The sequence below is a fragment of the Pseudomonas sp. S2_H01 genome (assembly GCF_054668305.1).
On sequence record NZ_CP162756.1, the window covers coordinates 4,740,346 to 4,759,133 of the forward strand.

Annotated in this window: 17 protein-coding genes; 13 read left to right on the forward strand and 4 right to left on the reverse strand. The window is 60.8% G+C overall.

Translation table 11 applies throughout. The features are described from left to right. Positions 1–2 precede the first annotated feature (2 nt). Genes AB4N84_RS21125 through AB4N84_RS21160 form a run of 8 tightly spaced genes read left to right on the forward strand, consistent with a single transcriptional unit; the run spans position 3 to position 8,278 of the window. Entirely contained in the window at positions 3–2,474 is a 2,472-nt protein-coding gene (locus tag AB4N84_RS21125) for an efflux RND transporter permease subunit (RefSeq protein ID WP_460042991.1), read from the forward strand. After that, entirely contained in the window at positions 2,464–3,642 is a 1,179-nt protein-coding gene (locus AB4N84_RS21130; RefSeq protein WP_460042992.1) for an MFS transporter, read from the forward strand. The genes AB4N84_RS21125 and AB4N84_RS21130 overlap by 11 nt, the downstream gene beginning before the upstream one ends. Beyond that, entirely contained in the window at positions 3,639–3,902 is a 264-nt protein-coding gene (locus tag AB4N84_RS21135; RefSeq protein ID WP_460042994.1) for an SDR family oxidoreductase, read from the forward strand. Before AB4N84_RS21130 ends, AB4N84_RS21135 begins: the two co-directional genes overlap by 4 nt. Positions 3,903–3,916: 14 nt before the next feature. Then, positions 3,917–4,480, forward strand: a complete 564-nt coding sequence (locus AB4N84_RS21140) for a cupin domain-containing protein (RefSeq protein ID WP_460042995.1) — start codon at positions 3,917–3,919, stop codon at positions 4,478–4,480. Then, positions 4,477–5,454 carry a fumarylacetoacetate hydrolase family protein gene (locus tag AB4N84_RS21145; protein WP_460042996.1) on the forward strand — a complete coding sequence of 326 codons (978 nt, stop codon included), beginning with the start codon at positions 4,477–4,479 and terminating at the stop codon, positions 5,452–5,454. Before AB4N84_RS21140 ends, AB4N84_RS21145 begins: the two co-directional genes overlap by 4 nt. A gap of 9 nt (positions 5,455–5,463) precedes the next feature. Next, positions 5,464–6,429, forward strand: a complete 966-nt coding sequence (locus AB4N84_RS21150; RefSeq protein ID WP_460042997.1) for an NAD-dependent epimerase/dehydratase family protein — start codon at positions 5,464–5,466, stop codon at positions 6,427–6,429. After that, complete coding sequence (locus AB4N84_RS21155) at positions 6,426–7,226, forward strand: cyclase family protein (protein ID WP_460042998.1); 801 nt, start codon at positions 6,426–6,428, stop codon at positions 7,224–7,226. The genes AB4N84_RS21150 and AB4N84_RS21155 overlap by 4 nt, the downstream gene beginning before the upstream one ends. Further along, positions 7,223–8,278: a Rieske 2Fe-2S domain-containing protein gene (locus AB4N84_RS21160; protein WP_460042999.1), complete on the forward strand. Its 1,056-nt coding sequence runs from the start codon at positions 7,223–7,225 to the stop codon at positions 8,276–8,278. Before AB4N84_RS21155 ends, AB4N84_RS21160 begins: the two co-directional genes overlap by 4 nt. Positions 8,279–8,331: 53 nt before the next feature. On the opposite strand, the gene nhaA is transcribed toward AB4N84_RS21160, so the two are convergent. Beyond that, positions 8,332–9,675 (reverse strand): Na+/H+ antiporter NhaA, encoded by a 1,344-nt coding sequence (nhaA, locus tag AB4N84_RS21165; RefSeq protein WP_460043000.1) that lies wholly within the window; start codon positions 9,673–9,675, stop codon positions 8,332–8,334. A gap of 179 nt (positions 9,676–9,854) precedes the next feature. Between nhaA and AB4N84_RS21170 the strand changes: the two genes are divergently transcribed. The 4 genes from AB4N84_RS21170 (at position 9,855) to AB4N84_RS21185 (ending at position 14,720) form a co-directional block, all read left to right on the forward strand. Next, positions 9,855–11,132 carry a DUF2254 domain-containing protein gene (locus AB4N84_RS21170; protein WP_074749508.1) on the forward strand — a complete coding sequence of 426 codons (1,278 nt, stop codon included), beginning with the start codon at positions 9,855–9,857 and terminating at the stop codon, positions 11,130–11,132. 149 nt (positions 11,133–11,281) lie between these two features. Further along, the gene (locus AB4N84_RS21175; protein WP_074749509.1) at positions 11,282–12,235 is read left to right on the forward strand and encodes a TAXI family TRAP transporter solute-binding subunit; all 954 of its coding nucleotides are present in this window, start codon (positions 11,282–11,284) and stop codon (positions 12,233–12,235) included. A gap of 74 nt (positions 12,236–12,309) precedes the next feature. Next, positions 12,310–14,337, forward strand: coding sequence for a TRAP transporter permease (locus AB4N84_RS21180; RefSeq protein WP_460043002.1), 2,028 nt, complete (start codon positions 12,310–12,312; stop codon positions 14,335–14,337). Then, positions 14,334–14,720 carry a DUF1850 domain-containing protein gene (locus tag AB4N84_RS21185; protein WP_074749511.1) on the forward strand — a complete coding sequence of 129 codons (387 nt, stop codon included), beginning with the start codon at positions 14,334–14,336 and terminating at the stop codon, positions 14,718–14,720. Before AB4N84_RS21180 ends, AB4N84_RS21185 begins: the two co-directional genes overlap by 4 nt. Positions 14,721–14,802: 82 nt before the next feature. Here AB4N84_RS21185 and AB4N84_RS21190 read toward each other — a convergent pair whose 3' ends face one another. Continuing rightward, positions 14,803–15,549: a YkgJ family cysteine cluster protein gene (locus tag AB4N84_RS21190; protein ID WP_460043004.1), complete on the reverse strand. Its 747-nt coding sequence runs from the start codon at positions 15,547–15,549 to the stop codon at positions 14,803–14,805. Between the two features lie 223 nt (positions 15,550–15,772). After that, positions 15,773–16,786: an NADP-dependent oxidoreductase gene (locus tag AB4N84_RS21195; protein WP_460043005.1), complete on the reverse strand. Its 1,014-nt coding sequence runs from the start codon at positions 16,784–16,786 to the stop codon at positions 15,773–15,775. Between the two features lie 125 nt (positions 16,787–16,911). Here AB4N84_RS21195 and AB4N84_RS21200 point away from each other — a divergent pair, with 125 nt between their 5' ends. Beyond that, positions 16,912–17,778: a LysR family transcriptional regulator gene (locus AB4N84_RS21200; RefSeq protein ID WP_460043007.1), complete on the forward strand. Its 867-nt coding sequence runs from the start codon at positions 16,912–16,914 to the stop codon at positions 17,776–17,778. A gap of 70 nt (positions 17,779–17,848) precedes the next feature. Here the strand turns inward: AB4N84_RS21200 and AB4N84_RS21205 are convergent, their stop codons facing one another. After that, a complete protein-coding gene (locus AB4N84_RS21205) occupies positions 17,849–18,760 on the reverse strand; it encodes an alpha/beta fold hydrolase (RefSeq protein ID WP_460043008.1) in 912 nt (303 codons plus the stop codon). Positions 18,761–18,788 lie beyond the last annotated feature (28 nt).

Sequence of the window (18,788 nt, forward strand, 5' to 3'; positions counted from 1 at the left end):
CCATGCATGCCGCGAACCCACCAGGCACGATGCCCTTGAATGGCAACCTTGCCGATTTCGATCAGCGCTCTGGCTCTCTGCTTGAGCGAGCCCTGTTTAATCACCGTCGCATTGTCCTCCTGCTTTGCCTGTTGGTGACGGCGCTGTTGGGCTGGCAAGCCACACGGCTTGAGCTCAACGCCAGCTTTGAAAAGATGATCCCGACCGATCACCCCTTCATCGCCAACTATCTGCAGCACCGCCAGGAGCTTTCGGGGCTGGGTAATGCGGTGCGGATCGCGGTCATCAACAAAGGCGCAGGCATCTACGACGCACATTATCTGGAGACCCTGCAGAAGCTTAACGATGCCGTCTACCTGCTGCCGGGCGTGGACCGTGCCTTCATGAAGTCGCTGTGGACGCCCGCCACCCGATGGGTAGGCGTCACCGAAGAAGGGCTGGAAGGCGGGCCGGTCATTCCTGACGGGTATGACGGTTCCGCCGCCAGTCTGGATGCACTCAAGCGCAATATCGAACGCTCCAACGAGATCGGGCAGTTGGTGGCATTCGACCAGCAATCAAGCATCATCTATGTGCCCTTGCTGACCACCACTGCCGATGGCCGAGCGCTGGATTACAACGTGCTCTCGCAGCAACTGGAGGCGCTTCGGGCGCAGTATCAGGATGCATCCATCGAGATTCGCATCACCGGCTTCGCCAAGGTGGTCGGGGATCTGATTCAGGGGCTCAGGCAGATCCTGCTGTTCTTCGGCGCGGCCATCGCCATTACCGCCGCAGTGCTCTACTGGTACACCCGTTGCCTGCGCAGCACGGTATTGGTGATGAGTTGTTCGCTGGTGGCGGTGGTCTGGCAGTTGGGCCTGCTCCCGCTGCTCGGGTTCGAGCTGGACCCATATTCGGTGCTGGTGCCCTTTCTGATTTTCGCCATCGGCATGAGCCATGGCGCACAGAAAATGAACGGGATCATGCAGGACATCGGCCGGGGCATGCACCGGCTGGTGGCCGCGCGTTTTACCTTCCGCCGCTTGTTTCTGGCCGGACTGACGGCACTGCTGTGTGACGCGGTGGGCTTTGCGGTCCTGATGATTATCAAGATTCAGGTCATCCAGGACCTTGCGGTCATTGCCAGTATCGGCGTGGCGGTGCTGATCTTCACCAATCTGATTCTGCTACCGGTTCTGCTGTCCTATCTGGGCGTGAGCGCAGTGGCTGCCAAGCGCAGCCTTCGCAGTGAGGAGGCCGACATGGCAGGCGCGGCGCGCCATCCCGCCTGGCGTTTCCTCGATCTTTTCACGCAGCGACGCTGGGCAGCGACTTGCGTGCTGGTCGCGTCCGTTCTAGCCGTGGCGGGTTATCTGGTGAGCCTGCACCTCAAGGTGGGCGACCTGGACGCCGGCGCCCCAGAGTTACGCGCCGACTCACGTTACAACCAGGACAATGCCTATCTGACGCAGCACTACGGTGCCAGCAGCGATGTCTTTGCGGTCATGGTCAAGACGGCTCCGGGGGGTTGTTCCAGCTACGACACGTTGCAACGGGTCGATAACCTGGACTGGCAGTTGCGCGGGCTCCCGGGCGTGGATTCCACCAACTCGCTGGCGCTGCTCAACCGTCGGGTGCTGGTGGGCTTGTCCGAGGGCAACCCCAAATGGTACGAGCTGCTCAACAACCAGGCGACCCTCAACATGGTCACGGCCGGGGCGCCGCGAGGCCTGTACAACGAGGACTGTAGTCTGCTGACGCTGTACGCCTTCCTGACCGATCACAAAGCAGACACCCTGGAACGCGTGGTCTCCAGTGTCCAGGGCTTCGCGAGAGAAAACGACAGCGACCAGGCGCAGTTCCTGTTGGCGGCCGGCAGCTCGGGCATCGAAGCGGCCACCAATATCGTGGTCAAACAGGCCAGCCACGAGATGCTCTGGTGGGTCTACGGCGCAGTCTGTCTGCTTTGCCTGGTGACGTTCCGCAGCTGGCGGGCCGTCCTCTGCGCGGTCTTGCCACTCATGCTCACCTCCATCCTTTGCGAAGCACTGATGGTCTGGCTAGGGATCGGGGTGAAGGTGGCGACCTTGCCGGTCATTGCCCTTGGCGTGGGCATTGGCGTGGACTACGCACTGTATGTGATGAGCATTGTGCTGGCCGAGATGCGCCGTGGGTCGAGCCTGTCCCAGGCCTATTACCAAGCGCTGCAGTTCACCGGGAAGGTGGTGATGCTGACCGGCGTGACGCTGGCGATCGGTGTCGGCACCTGGATGTTTTCGCCTATCAAGTTCCAGGCGGATATGGGCGTGCTGCTGGCCTTCATGTTTGTCTGGAACATGGTCGGCGCGTTGGTCCTGCTGCCCGCGCTGGCGTACTTCCTGCTGCCACAGCGGCAGGTGCGGGTGAGCACACCTGCGCCTGCGGCGTCCGTTACCCGGCCTTCGTCGAAGCGCAAGGCACACCAGCGTCTGGAGGTGCGTCATGACAGCTGAGCAACGCTCTGCGGGTCTGCCCCAATCTGTGCTGTTGCTGCTGGGCAGTTGCCTGCCGGTGCTCGGTGCGGTGTTGCTGGCGCCGGTGCTGCCCCGCATGCAGGCGCACTTTGCCGATACCTCAGGTGCCGCTGTGCTTGTACCGGTCGCGCTGACGCTGCCCGCGCTGATGATTGCCGTCCTCGCGCCATTGGCCGGGATGATTGTTGATCATGTCGGGCGCAAGCCGCTGCTGCTCATGGCGATGCTGCTGTACACCGTCTGCGGCACCTTGCCGCTGTGGCTGGAGTCTTTGCAGGCGATCGTGATCAGTCGCGCGGGGATCGGACTGGCTGAAGCGGGGATCATGACCTGCTGCACCACGTTGATGGGCGACTACTACCGAGGCGGGCGACGGGAGCGATTGTTCGCCCTGCAAATGGTCATGACCTCGTTGTCTGCCGCCGTGTTCATGGGGGTGGGTGGCTATCTCGGACAGGACAGCTGGCGCACGCCATTCACGTTGTATGCGGTCGGCCTGGTGTTTTTGCCGCTGATGGCGTTCTGGCTGTGGGAGCCCGTTTCGCAAAAGGCGTTTGAGCAAGGTGGGGCACCGATGCCCTGGCCGAGATTGCGGCCCCTGCTGGGTCTGGCCTTGTTGGCAGGGTTGAGCCTGTTCATCGTGCCCGTGCAAGCCGGTTATCTGCTCAATCTGTTGGGCGTGGACTCACCTCAACAGATCGGCATGACCATGGGCGGTAACCAGCTGGGCGTCGTGCTGGGGGCGCTGAGTTTCCGGCTGATTGGCAGTACCCGCCCCGCGCGTTTATTGCTGCTGGCATTTGCACTGGCCGGCATCGGCGGACTGCTCATGGCGGCGGCAGGATCACATCGGACGTTGTCGATGGCGGTCTTTATCAACGGCCTGGGCATTGGCCTGATGTTGCCAACGCTGATCACCCGGATCATGGCGCTGGTTGACTTCAACCAGCGGGGACGGGCGAGCGGATTCTTTACCGCCGCGATCTTCGCCGGTGAATTCATAAGCCCCCTGGCGGTGCTGATGATGACGCAGGGCGCCAGCTCGGCGCTGCCCACAGCGCTCGCCATCATTGGCGGCCTGCAATGCGTGATCGCGTTGTGCTGTTTGAAAATCTCCGCGCCGGTCGCGATAGGAGAACAGGCATGAATCAGGACCTGTTCAGCCTGGCCGCAACGACGGCGCTGATTACCGGCGCGACGCGTGGCATCGGCTTGGCGATCGCCCGCCCCCTCACCGACGCTCCAGCTCTTATGGAAAAACGCCTGGCGCTCACCCCCTTGCGGCGCGTTGGCACGCCTGAAGAAGTCGCCGGGATGGCGCTCTTATTGGCCACTCCAGCGGGCGGTTTCATGACGGGACAAAACTTCATCGTTGACGGTGGCACCACCATTGGCGATGGCAATTGAATAAGGACGGCCACATGAATCAATTACCTGCCTTCAAACGCGTTGTCACCGGACACACCCCCGATGGAAAGGCCACCGTGAGTCATTGCGCGGCGGCGCCCAACACCTTTGCGCTGAAGTCCGTGCCGGGCACCGTGTTCCATGAAATCTGGAGCACCGGGTCCAGCCCGGCGATGATCGACAACGGCGACGATCCCACCGCGCGTCCCTTGAACTTGAGTCCTGATCCACTGGGCAGCCTGATTCGAGTCGTGGACATCCCGCCCGACAGCGTGCAGAACGCGGTCAGCGACGAGGCCGCCGCGGCTGCCTTCGCCGAAATCGGCCAGGCGCACGCGGGAACGGGACACGCTGACGCTCGCCACAAGCTGATGCACCGCACCGAAACGGTGGATTACGGCATCGTCACCGAGGGCGAAGTGTGGCTGGTGCTGGACAACGAGGACGTGCATCTGCGTCGAGGCGACGTGGTGGTCCAGCGCGGCACGAACCATGCCTGGAGCAACCGGACCGATGCCATGGCCCGCATGGTGTTCATCCTCCTCGATGGTCAGTTCGCGCAGGAGCTGCAGTCATGAAGCTGGCAACGCTGCGCGACGGCAGCCGTGACGGTTATCTGGTGGTGGTGTCCCGCAATTTGCAGCGAGCGATCGCCGCACCGATTGCAACGATGCGCGAGGCGATAGAGGACTGGGCGCGATCCGAACCGGTGCTGAGGACCTTGTCCTCGGCGCTGGATGCCGGTACCGCGGAAGGCGCCTTCGCGTTTGAACCGGCCAAGGCGATGGCGCCGTTGCCCCGGGCCTACCAATGGTGCGATGGCTCGGCGTTCCTCAACCACGGCACTCTGATGCAGAAGGCTTTCAACCTTGAGCCTATCGAAGGTGCCGATCAGACGCCGTTGATGTATCAGGGCGCCGGCGATGACTTTCTCGGCGCACAGCAGGACATCTGTTTGCCGAGCGTCAGCCAGGGAATCGATTTCGAAGGCGAGTTCGGCGTGCTGGTCGATGACGTGCCTCTGGGCTGCTCGGCCCAGGACGCACTCAGCCATATCAAGCTGTTGGTGCAAATCAATGATGTCAGCCTTCGCGCCCTGGCGCCGCGCGAGATGAAAACCGGCTTTGGCTTTCTTCATGCCAAGCCATCCTCCGCCTTCGCGCCTGTTGCGGTGACCCCCGACGAACTGGGTGATGACTGGCGCGACGGGCGTGTGCAACTGCACCTGAATGTGGAGTGGAACGGCCAGTGGTTCGGCAACCCCCATGCTGGCGAGATGAATTTCAGCTTTGGGCAGCTGATTGCGCACGCCGCCTTCACCCGCAAGCTGGGGGCGGGCACGTTGATCGGGTCGGGCACGATCTCCAACAGGGATCGGTCCGCCGGTTCTGCGTGCATCGCCGAGCGACGCGCCATTGAAATGATCGACCACGGCGGCGCGCGGACGTCCTTCATGCAATTTGGCGACCGCGTGAAAATGGAGGTGTTGGGCGCAGACGGTCAGTCGATGTTTGGCGCTATCGATCAGCGCATCGTGCAAGCCAACGGCTGAGGGGCTTCCATGCGTGTATTGATAACCGGTGCCAATGGTTTTGTCGGTCGACACCTGACGCTGCAATTGCTCACGCGCGGTGCCATTAGTGGTAGAGCGATCAATACGCTGCTGCTGCTCGATGCCCATCTGGAGGGTTTTGCGCCCGATCCGCGAATTCGGTTGCACAAAGGCAGCATGACCGACGCCGCCTTGATCCGTCGGGTATTGGCGGACGGTGTCGACGTCGTGTTCCATCTGGTGAGTCTGCCGGGTGGTGCGGCCGAGCAGGACTACGACGTGGGCTACCAGGTCAACTTGATGGCGAGCCTGGAGCTGCTGGACCAACTGCGCCGTCAGCCTCGGCCGCCGGTCCTGGTGTACGCCAGCAGCGTCGCGGTGTACGGCGCCCAGCTGCCTGACCGCATGGGTGAGGATGCGCCTGCCCGTCCTCAGATGTCGTACGGGACGCACAAACTGATGGTCGAGACGGCGCTTCGCGATCTGGCCCGGCGGGGCGAGGTCGACGGTCGCGCGTTGCGATTGCCCGGTATTGTCGCGCGCCCAAGGCAACCCACTGGACTGCGCTCTGCGTTCATGAGTGATCTTTTGCAGGCCTACGCCGCCGGTGAAGCTTACATCTGCCCGGTCAGTGCGCAAGCGACCGCCTGGTGGATGTCCGCTCACTGCTGCGTCAGCAACCTGATTCATGCCGCAGAGCTGTCGTCGCTGTTGCTAGACACCGAGCGGGTCTGGCAGCTACCTGTGCTTCGTCTTTCCATTGAGCAAGTCATCGATGCACTGGCTACCCGGTTTGGAGAAGCGGGGCGGGCACGCATCTCGTTCGAGCCCGATGCCGACCTCCAGGCGCTGTTTGGCGCAATGCCAGCGCTCAAAACACCCCAGGCTCGCGCTGCCGGTTTTTGCCACGACGGCAACGCCGGCGCGCTGATTCGCAATGCCCTTAATCTGACTGCCATGAGGAAAACGCTGTGAGCACTACCAAGCGCCGTCTGGTCGACCTGTCCGTCACCCTCGAAAACAACCCCTACACCGATCCGCCACCGCTGCTGCCAAAAATCGAGTACATGGACCATCAGCAAGGGTGGCCTGAAATGGCCGCGATGTTCCCGGGGTTGCGGCTGGATCAGATGCCCGGCAATGAGTCCTGGGCAGCGGAACGTCTGCAGATCACCACGCACAGCGGGACACACATGGATGCGCCCTGGCACTACGCGTCGACCACGGACGGCGGCCATCCCGCGTGGGGCATTGATGAGCTGCCGCTGGAGTGGTGCCTGCAACCCGGTGTAAAGCTTGATTTTCGTCACTTGCCTGATGGCCACATTGTCACTGCGCGCGAGATCGAGGAGGAACTGGCCCGCATCGGCCACGACCTTCAACCGCTGGACATCGTGCTCATCAACACCCGTGCCGGCGCCTTGTTCGGTCAACCAGGCTATCTGGACGCAGGCGTGGGAATGGGCCGCGAAGCCACGATGTGCCTGTTGGAGCGCGGGGTTCGGGTGGTCGGGACAGACGCCTGGAGTTGGGACGCCCCGTTCAAGTACACCCGTGAGCGTTTTGCCCGGACAGGCGATGCCGCGATTATCTGGGAAGGGCACAAAGCGGGCCGGGACATCGGTTATGGCCAAATGGAGAAACTGGCCAATCTCGAGCAGCTGCCAGCCCATGGTTTTCAGGTCTCCTGTTTTCCCTACAAGATCAAGCATGCATCGGCCGGGTTCGTCCGTGCGGTGGCGATATTCGACGAGCCGGTGATGTCGCCATGACTGGGAGCAGCAGCACGTTTCCGAAAAATGCCTGGTATGTCGCGTGCACCCCTGACGAAATCGCTGCAAAGCCGCTCGGGCGGCAGGTCTGCGGAGAAAAGATCGTCTTCTACCGTGGCGTCGACAACGCGGTCGCCGCGGTTGAGGATTTCTGCCCTCATCGCGGCGCGCCGCTGTCACTGGGTTCGGTCAAAAATGGCAAGCTGGTCTGCGGCTACCATGGACTGACGATGGGGGATGACGGCAAAACCATCGAGATGCCGGGGCAGCGGGTCGGGGCCTTTCCTTGCAATAAACGTTATGCGGTCGTCGAGCGTTATGGTTTTGTCTGGGTGTGGCCGGGCGATCAGCAGACCGCTGATCCTGCGCTGATCAGGCACCAGGCATGGGCGCAGAGCGAGGAATGGACCTATGCCGGTGGAATGTTCCATATCCACTGCGATTATCGGCTCATGATCGATAACCTGATGGACCTCACTCACGAGACCTATGTGCATGCCTCAAGCATTGGTCAGAAAGAGATCGACGAGACCGTGCCGATCACCAAAGTCGAGGGTGACGAGGTGGTCACCGCGCGTTACATGGAGAACGTTACGCCACCGCCGTTCTGGCGTATGGCCCTGAGAGGCAACCATCTGGCCGACGATGTGCTGGTGGATCGTTGGCAGATTTGCCGGTTCAGCCCGCCCAGTCATGTCCTGATAGAAGTGGGCGTCGCCCATGCGGGAAAGGGCGGCTATCACTCAGATCAGCAGCACAAAGTCTCCAGCATCGTGGTGGATTTCATGACGCCGGAGACCGAAACCTCGATCTGGTATTTCTGGGGAATGGCCCGCAATTTCAACACCCGCGATGAGGGCCTGACACAGGCCATCAGGGACGGTCAGGCGAAAATCTTCTCAGAAGACCTTGAGATGCTCGAGCAGCAACAGAGCAATATTCTGGCTCATCCGGACAGGTCATTGCTGAAACTCAATATCGATTCCGGCGGGGTGCAGTCCCGCCGGATTTTGGAGCGGCTTGTGGCGCTGGAAAGGGTGAGGGAAAGCTGATCATGCCGCACAGTGTGTCTGAAAGCGCTGCTGTAGCGCCCAGCGATCACTGCTCAGAATTTAAGCTTCCCCCAGCTCAACCCTATGACCGCCGCGACCGAGGACGCCGCCAGCACGCTGAGTTTGGCGGATGACAGCAGCGCCGGATCCGAAAAGGCGAGGGACGCGATGAAGATGGACATGGTGAACCCGATGCCTGCCAACAACCCCACCAGGGTGACGCCTTTCCAGGTCACGCCATCCGGCAGTTCGCAGATGTTGAGTTTGACCAGCGCCCAACTGGCCAGCATCACGCCCAGCGGCTTGCCGAGCACCAGCGCCAGGATCACGCCCACGAAGACATTGTGCGACATTGCATCGTTCAGGTTGGCACCTTCCAGGCTCACTCCCGCATTGGCCAGTGCAAACAGCGGCATGACGCCATACGCCACCCAGGGATGAAGGCCGACCTGGATGCGTTGGACCGGCGGCAGTACCTCCCGTTGAGCGTGACGTAGCTGTTTCAGCGGTTTGGCTACGGCCTGCGGGTTGTCTCTGGCTTGAGAAAAACGATCCATCAGTTCATGAAAATTCCGCCCGATGGTGTCCAGTGGGCGCTCTTGGGCGGGCTTGGAATTTACGGGCGCCATGAGGCCCAGAATGACGCCTGCCAGCGTCGGGTGCACGCCCGTTTTCAACAAGCCAAACCAGACAATTGCGCCGGGTAACAGGTAGGCGTAGGCCTTACCGATGCCCATCCTTTGGAACACCAGCACAAGCAACAGTCCGGCAGCAGCAACCACCAGACCCAGGTAGTCCAGACTGGCCGTGTAGAACACTGCGATGATAAGAATCGCGACGATGTCATCAATGATTGCCAGCGCCAGCAGCAGAATGCGCACACCTGCCGGAATCGACTTCCCCAGCAAAGCGAGTACGCCCACCGCGAATGCAATGTCGGTAGCCGTGGGGACAGCCCACCCGGCGCTGGCTTCAGTGCCATGGTTGAGCAGCGTGTAAATGAGTGCTGGCATCATCACGCCGCCCAGTGCGGCGCCCAGCGGCAGGGTGGCGAGCTTCATGTTGGCCAGCGCGCCGTCTCTGATCTCCTGGCGTATTTCTGCCCCGACGACGAGGAAAAAAACGGTCATCAATCCGTCGTTAACCAGAAAGTGCAGCGAACGAGAGAGCGTGAAATCGCCGAGGCCGAGGGTGAGTCGGGTATTCCAGAAATGCTCGTAGGATTCGGCAACCGGACTGTTTGCCCAGATCAAGGCAGCCATCGCGGCCAGTAAAAGGACGATGCCACTGACGGCTTCGATGTGCGAGAAGCGCTCCAGTGCCGACAGCGCACGTTCGGTGAGAACCTGAGGACGGGGAATAGCAGTGGACGCCGGTTTTGTATGGGGCACGATCACTCTCCGTTGGCGGCCCGACCAACGTTTAAGCTTTAACCTGCCCTGTGCCTTATGCAGCAGCGCACCCACCGCGATGATAGGTAGCCAGCAGGCAAGATGCAAACGACCCTCTTCATCGCACAATGAAACTTCTGCCCCGGCAACCACTCAATGAGCCGTCACCCCTGAAGGTACTTCACATGATTGCGCGTTGGCGTTGGATCACGAGTCAACTGACCAAACGGCTGTGGTTCAGAGCGTCCCTGTTTTCACTGCTTGGGGTTGCCACGGCATTGGTTGCGGTGGTCTTCAAGGACTTCATCCCCGAGTCCCTGTCTGCGCGCATCGGCGCTGATGCGGTGGACAAGATTTTGGGGATCATTGCATCGAGCATGCTGGCGGTCACCACGTTTTCCTTGAGTACCATGGTCAGCGCGTACAGTGCCGCCAGCAGCGGGGTGACCCCTCGTGCGACGACGCTCGTCATGGAAGACACCACGACGCAAAACGCACTCGCCACGTTCATCGGCTCATTTCTGTTCAGCCTGGTCGGCATCATTGCGTTGAGCACGGGCGCCTACGGCACGCAGGGGCGTGTGCTGCTGTTTGCGGTGACGATCGGCGTGGTCATCCTCATTGTTTACACCCTGCTGCGCTGGATTGACCACTTGTCCAAACTCGGGAGGGTGGGTGAGACCATTGACCGGGTGGAAAACGCCACGATAGCCGCCATCAACCAGCGAGCACAGTGGCCGTATCTGGGTGGTGCAGCGTATCCACCCGACCTGGTGCTTCCCGCTTCTGCACGAACGCTGTCCAGTGAGCGAACCGGCTATGTTCAGCATATCGATGTGCAGGCGCTGGACGTTATCGCCCAAGAGCGCCAGATTCAGCTCTATCTGGAGGTCCTTCCGGGGAGTTTCGTTCACGTGGGGATGCCAGTGATCCGTATCGTCGCGTTGGACCCGGCGAGCATCGATGACGGGCGCCTGGACGCTGAGAAGATCCGGGCGGCACTGACCATAGGCGTCAGAAGGACGTTTGAACACGATCCCCGGTTTGGGCTCTCGGTCCTCTCGGAAATTGCATCGCGCGCCTTGTCTCCGGCCGTAAACGACCCAGGCACGGCAATTGATGTCATAGGGCGGGGTGTGCGAACGTTGACCTGCTGGGGCAAGCCGCAGCTTTCAACACCGGAGCATGATCCAGGCTGTGACGGGGTCTATCTGCGAGGCCTGACGGTCGAGGATCTGTTCGATGATTTCTTTTCGCCGATCAGCAGGGACGGTGCAGGTTTGCTGGAAGTCAACATTCGACTTCTCAAGGCTCTGATCAGTCTTTCTCAGATAAACCCCGAGCTGTTCCGACAGGTCTGCATCAAGCACGCGGATCTTCTGCTCAGCCGTGCGGAGGCCACATTGCAACTGCAATATGAGAAGGATCGGCTTCTTTCGCTGGCCCGTACAATGCCCCGCTAGCGCCTTGCAGTCCGGTCACAACGCTCTTTAAACGGCGGGTTTGGGAAACATCACCTCACAGATTGGCTATCAACTTGCCACCCTCTGCTCATCTATCTACTACATTGGAAGGACTCTGCATAAAGCCATAACAAGACGGAGAGTTCCCAATGCGAGTGTCCACCCGTTTCACCCTCCTGGCCGCGGCAGCCGCGCTGGCTGTCACCAGCGCCGCACACGCAGCCCCCGTGTTCATCAATATCCTGACCGGAGGCACCAGCGGGGTTTATTACCCGATTGGCGTTGGCCTGTCGCAGATCTACAGCGACGGGATACCGGGGTCGAAGACGTCCGTCCAGGCCACCAAGGCCTCGGTCGAAAACCTCAACTTGTTGCAGGCCGGTCGCGGCGAACTTGCACTGGCGCTCGGCGATTCGGTTGCCGATGCCAAAAACGGCGTGGAGGACGCAGGTTTCAAAGCACCGCTGACCAAGCTCCGCGCCATCGGCGGCGCCTACCCCAACTACATCCAGATCGTTGCCAGCAAGGAGTCGGGGATCAAGACCCTCGCTGACCTCAAGGGCAAGACCATTTCCGTCGGGGCACCGAAATCTGGCACCGAACTCAACGCACGGGCCATCTTCAAGGCTGCGGGATTGACCTATGAGGACATGGGCAAGGTGCAATACCTGCCATTCGCCGAGTCGGTCGAGCTGATCAAGAATCGCCAGCTCGACGCTACGCTTCAGTCTTCGGGGTTGGGTATGGCGGCGATTCGGGACCTGTCCTCGGTGATGCCGCTCAACTACGTGTCCATCCCGACTGACGTCGTCGCCAAAATCGGCAATCCTGCCTATCAAAGCGCGATGATTCCCGCCAATACCTACGACGGTCAGCCCGAAGCAGTGCCCACCGTGGCCATCACCAACATCCTTGTCACCCGTGAGGACGTTCCGGAGGAAGTGGCGTATGAGATGACCAAACTGATGTTCGACAACCTTACCCGGCTGGGCAACTCACACTCCGCGGCCAAGGACATCAAGCTGGAAACCGCGGCCAAGAACCTGCCAATCCCGCTGCACCCCGGTGCCGAACGCTACTACAAGGAAAAAGGCGCGCTGTAACGCTCACGGGCGCGGTGTCGCTTCGGTGACCGCGCCCGTTTCCGTCCTTGTTCAATGCGGTCATGAGGCAGTCAATGAGTGAAGATCATCACGGCATTCCCGCGAGCCCGCGGGATTGGCCCAGAACCCTTTTCTTTGTCGCACTGGCGTTTTCGATCTTTCAGATCGTGACAGCCGCGTTTTCTCCGATCTCAAGCCAGGTATTACGCGCCGTTCACGTGGGGTTCCTGCTGTGGGTGGTGTTTCTCAGTTACCCCGCCCACGGCACAAACCGTCCTTGGCAGCCCTTGGCGTGGGTGCTTAGCCTGGCGGGCATCGCCACCGCGTTATACCAGTGGGTATTTGAGGCGGATCTGATCCAGCGCTCCGGCGACCTTACAACGAGCGACATGGTGATTGGCCTGCTGCTGATCGTGCTGGTGTTCGAAGCGGCCCGGCGGGTGATGGGCATCGCGCTGCCGATCATCTGTGGGCTGTTTCTGGCTTATGGCCTGTTTGGTGAATACCTGCCGGGTGGCCTCGCGCACCGCGGCTATGGCTTTGACCAGATCGTTAATCAGCTGGCGTTTGGCACCGAAGGGCTTTACGGGACACCGACCTACGTGTCTGCGACCTATATTTTTCTATTCATCCTGTTCGGCGCTTTCCTGGAACAGGCCGGGATGATCAAACTGTTCACCGACTTCGCCATGGGGCTGTTCGGCCACAAACTTGGGGGGCCCGCCAAGGTCGCGGTCGCGTCTTCGGCGCTGATGGGCACGATTACAGGTTCCGGCATCGCCAACGTCGTCACCACGGGCCAGTTCACCATTCCCTTGATGAAGCGCTTTGGCTACCGGGCAGCATTCGCCGGTGGCGTTGAGGCGACATCCAGCATGGGCAGCCAATTGATGCCACCGGTCATGGGCGCGGTCGCCTTTATCATGGCCGAGACCATCAATGTGCCGTTCGTGGAGATCGCCAAGGCCGCATTGATTCCGGCGATCCTCTACTTTGGCTCAGTGTTCTGGATGGTGCATCTGGAGGCCAAGCGTTCCAACCTCAAAGGCCTGCCCAAGGACCAATGCCCCAGCGCGCTGGGTGCCGTGAAAGAAAACTGGTATTTGCTGATTCCATTGCTGGTGCTGGTGTATCTGTTGTTTTCCGGCCGCACACCTCTGTTTTCCGGCATGGTGGGGCTGGCCTTGACCGCTATCGTGATTCTCGGCTCGGCCATTATCCTCAGAGTGTCGAGTTTTGCCCTGCGCTGTGCGTTCTGGATTGCGCTAGGGGTGCTGTGCGTCGGGTTCTTCCAGCTGGGTATCGGGGTGATCTTCGCCGTCATCGCAGCGCTGGTATTGGTGTGCGGGTTCATCAAGGGCGGGCGCGAGACCGTGGTGATCTGCCTGCATGCGCTGGTCGACGGTGCACGTCACGCGGTTCCGGTGGGAATCGCCTGCGCGCTGGTCGGGATTATCATCGGGATCGTTTCGTTGACGGGGGTGGCGTCTACGTTTGCGGGTTACATTCTGGCGATCGGCCGGGACAACCTGTTGCTGTCGCTGATTCTGACGATGATCACCTGCCTGGTGCTGGGAATGGGCATTCCGACCATTCCCAACTACATCATCACCAGCTCCATCGCCGCGCCCGCGTTGCTCGAGCTGGGCGTGCCGCTCATCGTTTCGCACATGTTCGTGTTCTATTTCGGCATCCTCGCCGACCTGACGCCGCCTGTCGCACTGGCCTGTTTTGCCGCGGCGCCGATCGCGAAGGAAACCGGGTTCAAGATCAGTCTGTGGGCGGTGCGAATTGCGCTTGCGGGCTTCGTGATTCCGTTCATGGCGGTCTATAACCCGGCGCTGATGCTGCAAGGCGGCAATCTGTGGATGACCGCCTATATGCTGATCAAAACCGTGTTGGCGGTGGGTCTGTGGGGCATGGCATCGACGGGTTATCTGAACGTGAAAATGCCGATGTGGGAACGGTTGCTGGCCTTTGCCGCAGGCGCGTTGCTGGTGGTGGCGTTGCCGCTGACCGACGAGGCTGGCTTCGTGCTGGGCGCTTTGGTCATCGGTCAGCACCTCTGGCGTTCACGCCATGCCGCCGTCGCCAACGCATGATCGGACTGTGCCTGGGCCTGGCCGGCGTGGTCTGGGCCCAACTTCCTCTCTCCAGCTTCACGCTGGCGTGGAACCACACCATCGAGAAAATCCGCTGGGAAGAGGACTACCGAGTCACCGAGCAGGGCTTGGTGCTGGGCGAGGCCCGCGTGCGCGGCAATGGCGCGGGGATGGAAATCCCCGATGACGCCTTCCTGAGAAACGGCAGCTGGCACTACCGCCGCCAACTGAGTCCTCTGCAACCCTTGAAACTGGGCCGAACGCCGGAAGCCGGTGATTATCAGCTGTGCTTTGAGGATCGGTGTCAGGCAATGAGCACCTGGGTGGGCGCGCCCGACGCGCGCCAACCCGGCATTGAGCTGTGGGCGTGCGAGCGTCATTGATCCCTGTGGCGTGGAGCATGATGTGAGCCGGCACTGCAATGAATCACGGTTGCACGCGGGGCGTCGCAGGGCACAGACGCTTTCACAGTTCATGAAAAATGTAATGGGCCGGTTCGTTGTCAGCCAGCTCAATGGCCGCGTGAGTCAACCTGTTGCGTAACGAGGGCTTGTCCACTCGTACCCGCCACTGTGTTTCCGATGCCAGCGCCGATCCGTCCCTTGCACGATCAATGGCTTCGAGCAGTCGGGCCCGCTCCGGGAAGTAGACCACCAGCGCGTCATCCTTCCAGCCGGCGACATTCAACCCCAGCGCTGCGCAGATGGCGACCTTGGTTGCAGCATCGTGTTTGTCTGCCTGCCGGGACTGGTGGATGAGTGCTTCCATCGTCGAGTCAGCGCGCCCATCGGTGCAGATCACGTCATCGCTCTGCCACGCTTCGGGCGGGCATGCCTTTTTTTCTTTGACCAGGGGAATGAACGGGTTGATTTCCATGGGGTAGATGCGGCAAACCAGCGGTCGTTCTTCATAGATACCGCAGAGGTTGTCGTCCTTCAGGTTTGGGCATTGCTCAAGGGCTCGCCCTGCGAATAGAGCGATCAACCGGACCGGAGCATCCCCGCTGCGTACGGTCACGGACCGGCCTGAGGCGTGGGAGAATTGCAGCGAGGAGCCTGCCCAGTTCGACTCATCGAAGGCTTCAACGATCACCGACACATCATGTCCCCGACGCAACCATTGTCGGGTTTCATCCAGCGTGAGCGGTATAAGTCTTCCTTTGCAGCAGACGCCACAGCCAGTGCAGGAGAAGTGGGTTACGTCAGGTTGCATATCAATTCCGGAGGGTCGCGAGGGCCGTGGAAGGCGATGATCCGGAGAGGCGAGTTGTCTCTTTCCGGGCGGTTGGCGCGCGGACCTTGATACCCAGACGGATAACATTGGCGACCACGCCCGGAAGTTAATTCGCTGTTTTCAGGCTCTGGTTACAGTGAGCCGAAAAAATGGGGTGAGGTGATGCCTCTAACGTCGGCTCATCTTCGAGGGCATCGATGACTCAGGCGATGAGCACGATCTTGCCCTGGATACCGCCCTGTGAAGCGCGGTGGTGTGCATCCGATGCCTGGGCCAGTGCAAATGTGCTGTCAATCACCACACGCAGCGTGCCGTCATCCAGCAGCCGACCGGCCTCGGCCAGTTGTGTTCCATTGGAGCGCACCTGTGTCGACGACACCGTGACAGTTCGATGGGCGGCTTCTTCATGCCCGCAGAACCCCAGCGGATTGACCAGGAAGAGGGCGCCGCCCGGTTTGATCACGCGCAGAAAGCGTTCCATGCTCTCGCCGCCGACGGCGTCAATCACGAGATCCACATCCGTTGCTGCAGCGTCGGCGGCGGTCTTTGTGTAATCGATAAAGGCGTCGGCGCCCAATTCGCGGAGCAGGTTCTCGTGTTTGCCAGAGGCCACCGCGATCACACGCGCTCCTTGCCATTTGGCAACCTGCAACGCCAAATGCCCCACACCCCCTCCAGCACCGTTGACCAGCACCGTTTTGCCTTTCAGCGGGACGGGTGCATGCCGAAATGCCTGGAACGGGTTCGGCGCGTCATGGCCGGGGTCAATCAGGAATTGCCAGGCCGTGAGCAACGACATGGGCGCGCCGGCAGCCTGCACATGATCGATGCCCTGGGGTTTGAAGGCCAACTCGTCCTCATGGACGCGAACGAACTGAGCGTAAGAGCCGCTGCCGGTCATCACGTCTTCCGGAAAACGCACCATTGAATAGACTTCGTCACCGACGCTGAAGCGGGAGGCGCTGTCGCCAACGGCAATGACCTCTCCTGAAACATCGGTACCCAAAATCAGGGGGAATCGCGCGTCTGGACGCCACGCTGGTGGCAACGCCCGATAGCCGTCGCGCAAATAGAGGTCGGGCGGGTTGAGGCTGGCCGCGTGCACACGGACGAGCACTTCGTTACGTTGGGGAATGGGTGTGGGCGCCTCTTCGTAACGCAGGACGTCCGGCCCGCCAAATTCCCGTAGCAGCACCGCTTTCATCGTGTCGTTCATCGCAACCTCGTGCAGATCAATGGGGATGACTCAGCGTAAGCCTCAATGGTCGGGTTGATAATAAGGTTACAATTCGTTTCAATGGTGCCATGAAGGAACCAATCGGATTTGAACGACTGAGCGGGATGATCGCATTCGCCCGCGCGGGCTCTCTGGGCAGCTACAGAGCAGCGGCCCGCTCGCTGTCCGTTTCACCCTCCGCGATCAGCAAAAGCATCCAGCGGCTTGAGCATCATTTCGGCGTGTCATTGTTCACCCGCACCACGCGCTCGCTGGTCCTCACCGCCGAAGGTCGCGATCTTCACGAGCGGGTGTTGCAGCTGTTGCGCCAGGCCGAAGAGATCGAGCAGGTGGCGAAGTCCGCGCGCTCCGAGCCGGCGGGCACGTTGAGGATCGCGACGTCACTTCCCATTGGGCTGCACGTGATAGCGCCCGTCATCACGGCGTTTCGGCAACGCCACCCCAAGGTGCTGCTCGACGTTCGGCTGAGTGACCAGATCGTCGACCTGATTGGCGAGGGCATTGATCTGGCGGTGAGGATTGGTGAGCTTTCGGACTCGTCCCTGTTGTCCCGCCGGCTCTTGCCGTACACCCTCTGCTGTTACGCTTCGCCGGATTATCTGGCCAGGTGCGGCACGCCTCAGCACCCCGATGATCTGGTGGAGCACGAGACGGTCAACCTGCGCTATCAAAGCACCGGCCAGACCTTGCGCTGGCCGTTTCGGGTGGGCGACAAGGAGATCGAGCGGCTGCCGTCATCGCCTGTCGTCCTGGATGCGAGCGAAGCCGTTCTGGCGGCCATCGCGGCGGGGGCGGGGATAGGCTTGGCGGCGAGCTTCATGGCCGCCCCGAGGGTGAGGCGACAGGAGCTGGTGCCTGTACTGTCCGAGTTCGCGGTGCATCGGCACAACATCACCGCCATCTGGCCCGAGAGCCGTCGCAGTAATCCTGCGGTGCGCGCTTTTCTGGACATGCTGATCGAGCTTGGTTGAGCCGGGATTTTTCAGAGTGCAGCGATACTCCCGCCTGCCGCAGCAGCCAGAAAAAAGAAGAGAAGCATCGCTACTCTTCTTGATTGCCGAAAAAGCCGATCAACTCATCGGCTATCCGATTCGCAGCCTCTTCCGGCAGGTAATGGCCCGCGTTGAGGATCACATCACCCTGTACATCGGTGGCCAAGGCGCGCAGGGCTTTGACGATATGATCGCCCACCCCTCGCTCTGCCCCCAGGGCCAATACCGGAATATTGAGCGGCGTTTCAGCGCGACGCCGGTTAGCGGCAACCCCTTCCGGTGACAGCGCTGACTGGTAGTACCCGGTGACCGCTTGCAATGCCCCGGGGGCGGCAAGCTGGCGCGCATAAACGGCAATGTCTTCAGGGGTAATGGTCCAGGGTTGCAGCGCCTTGGCCTTGTACAGCCAGGTCAGGAATGCTTGTTCGCGACCGGATATCAGCAATTGAGGAAGGCCGTCGAGTTGGTTGAACGCAAAATGCCAACTGCGCCGGTTGGCCTCGTCGGACGGCAAATCAGTGCGCGGCGCTGAAACGCCGGGAATCAGTGCGTCAAGCAACGCGAGGCGCCGGATGTCTGCAGGCCAGTCCGCAGCCCAGGCATAGGCAATCCAGGTGCCCACATCGTGCCCCGCAACATGGATCGGGCCTTCATCAAACAGGTCGATTTTTTCTGCAAACTGATGCAACTCAGTGGCGACGGTCCGCAGATCATAATTGCCTGCCGGCGCATCGCTTTCCCCCATGCCACGGGGATCAACCGCAATCACTCGGTAACCGGCATCCACCAATTGGGGCATTACATAACGCCATGCATACCAACTCTGCGGCCAGCCAGGTATCAGCAGAAGCGTCGGGCCTGCGCCGCCCTCGACGTAGTGAATATTGACTCCGCTGATCTGCGTACTTGCGTGGCGGAATCGCTGCCAGAAATCTGTGCGCACCATGAAATCCGTGCCCACATACGTTGGTTGTTCTGATCGAATCTTC

What these genes read in the sequence shown, in the direction of transcription:
- AB4N84_RS21170 (WP_074749508.1), top strand. Translation starts at nt 9,855, where the DNA reads ATGATTGCGCGTTGGCGTTGGATCACGAGTCAACTGACCAAACGGCTG.
- AB4N84_RS21135 (WP_460042994.1), top strand. Translation starts at nt 3,639, where the DNA reads ATGAATCAGGACCTGTTCAGCCTGGCCGCAACGACGGCGCTGATTACC.
- AB4N84_RS21190 (WP_460043004.1), bottom strand. Translation starts at nt 15,549, where the DNA reads ATGCAACCTGACGTAACCCACTTCTCCTGCACTGGCTGTGGCGTCTGC.
- AB4N84_RS21180 (WP_460043002.1), top strand. Translation starts at nt 12,310, where the DNA reads ATGAGTGAAGATCATCACGGCATTCCCGCGAGCCCGCGGGATTGGCCC.
- AB4N84_RS21160 (WP_460042999.1), top strand. Translation starts at nt 7,223, where the DNA reads ATGACTGGGAGCAGCAGCACGTTTCCGAAAAATGCCTGGTATGTCGCG.
- AB4N84_RS21130 (WP_460042992.1), top strand. Translation starts at nt 2,464, where the DNA reads ATGACAGCTGAGCAACGCTCTGCGGGTCTGCCCCAATCTGTGCTGTTG.
- AB4N84_RS21125 (WP_460042991.1), top strand. Translation starts at nt 3, where the DNA reads ATGCATGCCGCGAACCCACCAGGCACGATGCCCTTGAATGGCAACCTT.
- AB4N84_RS21150 (WP_460042997.1), top strand. Translation starts at nt 5,464, where the DNA reads ATGCGTGTATTGATAACCGGTGCCAATGGTTTTGTCGGTCGACACCTG.
- AB4N84_RS21185 (WP_074749511.1), top strand. Translation starts at nt 14,334, where the DNA reads ATGATCGGACTGTGCCTGGGCCTGGCCGGCGTGGTCTGGGCCCAACTT.
- AB4N84_RS21195 (WP_460043005.1), bottom strand. Translation starts at nt 16,786, where the DNA reads ATGAACGACACGATGAAAGCGGTGCTGCTACGGGAATTTGGCGGGCCG.
- AB4N84_RS21140 (WP_460042995.1), top strand. Translation starts at nt 3,917, where the DNA reads ATGAATCAATTACCTGCCTTCAAACGCGTTGTCACCGGACACACCCCC.
- AB4N84_RS21175 (WP_074749509.1), top strand. Translation starts at nt 11,282, where the DNA reads ATGCGAGTGTCCACCCGTTTCACCCTCCTGGCCGCGGCAGCCGCGCTG.
- AB4N84_RS21145 (WP_460042996.1), top strand. Translation starts at nt 4,477, where the DNA reads ATGAAGCTGGCAACGCTGCGCGACGGCAGCCGTGACGGTTATCTGGTG.
- AB4N84_RS21200 (WP_460043007.1), top strand. Translation starts at nt 16,912, where the DNA reads ATGATCGCATTCGCCCGCGCGGGCTCTCTGGGCAGCTACAGAGCAGCG.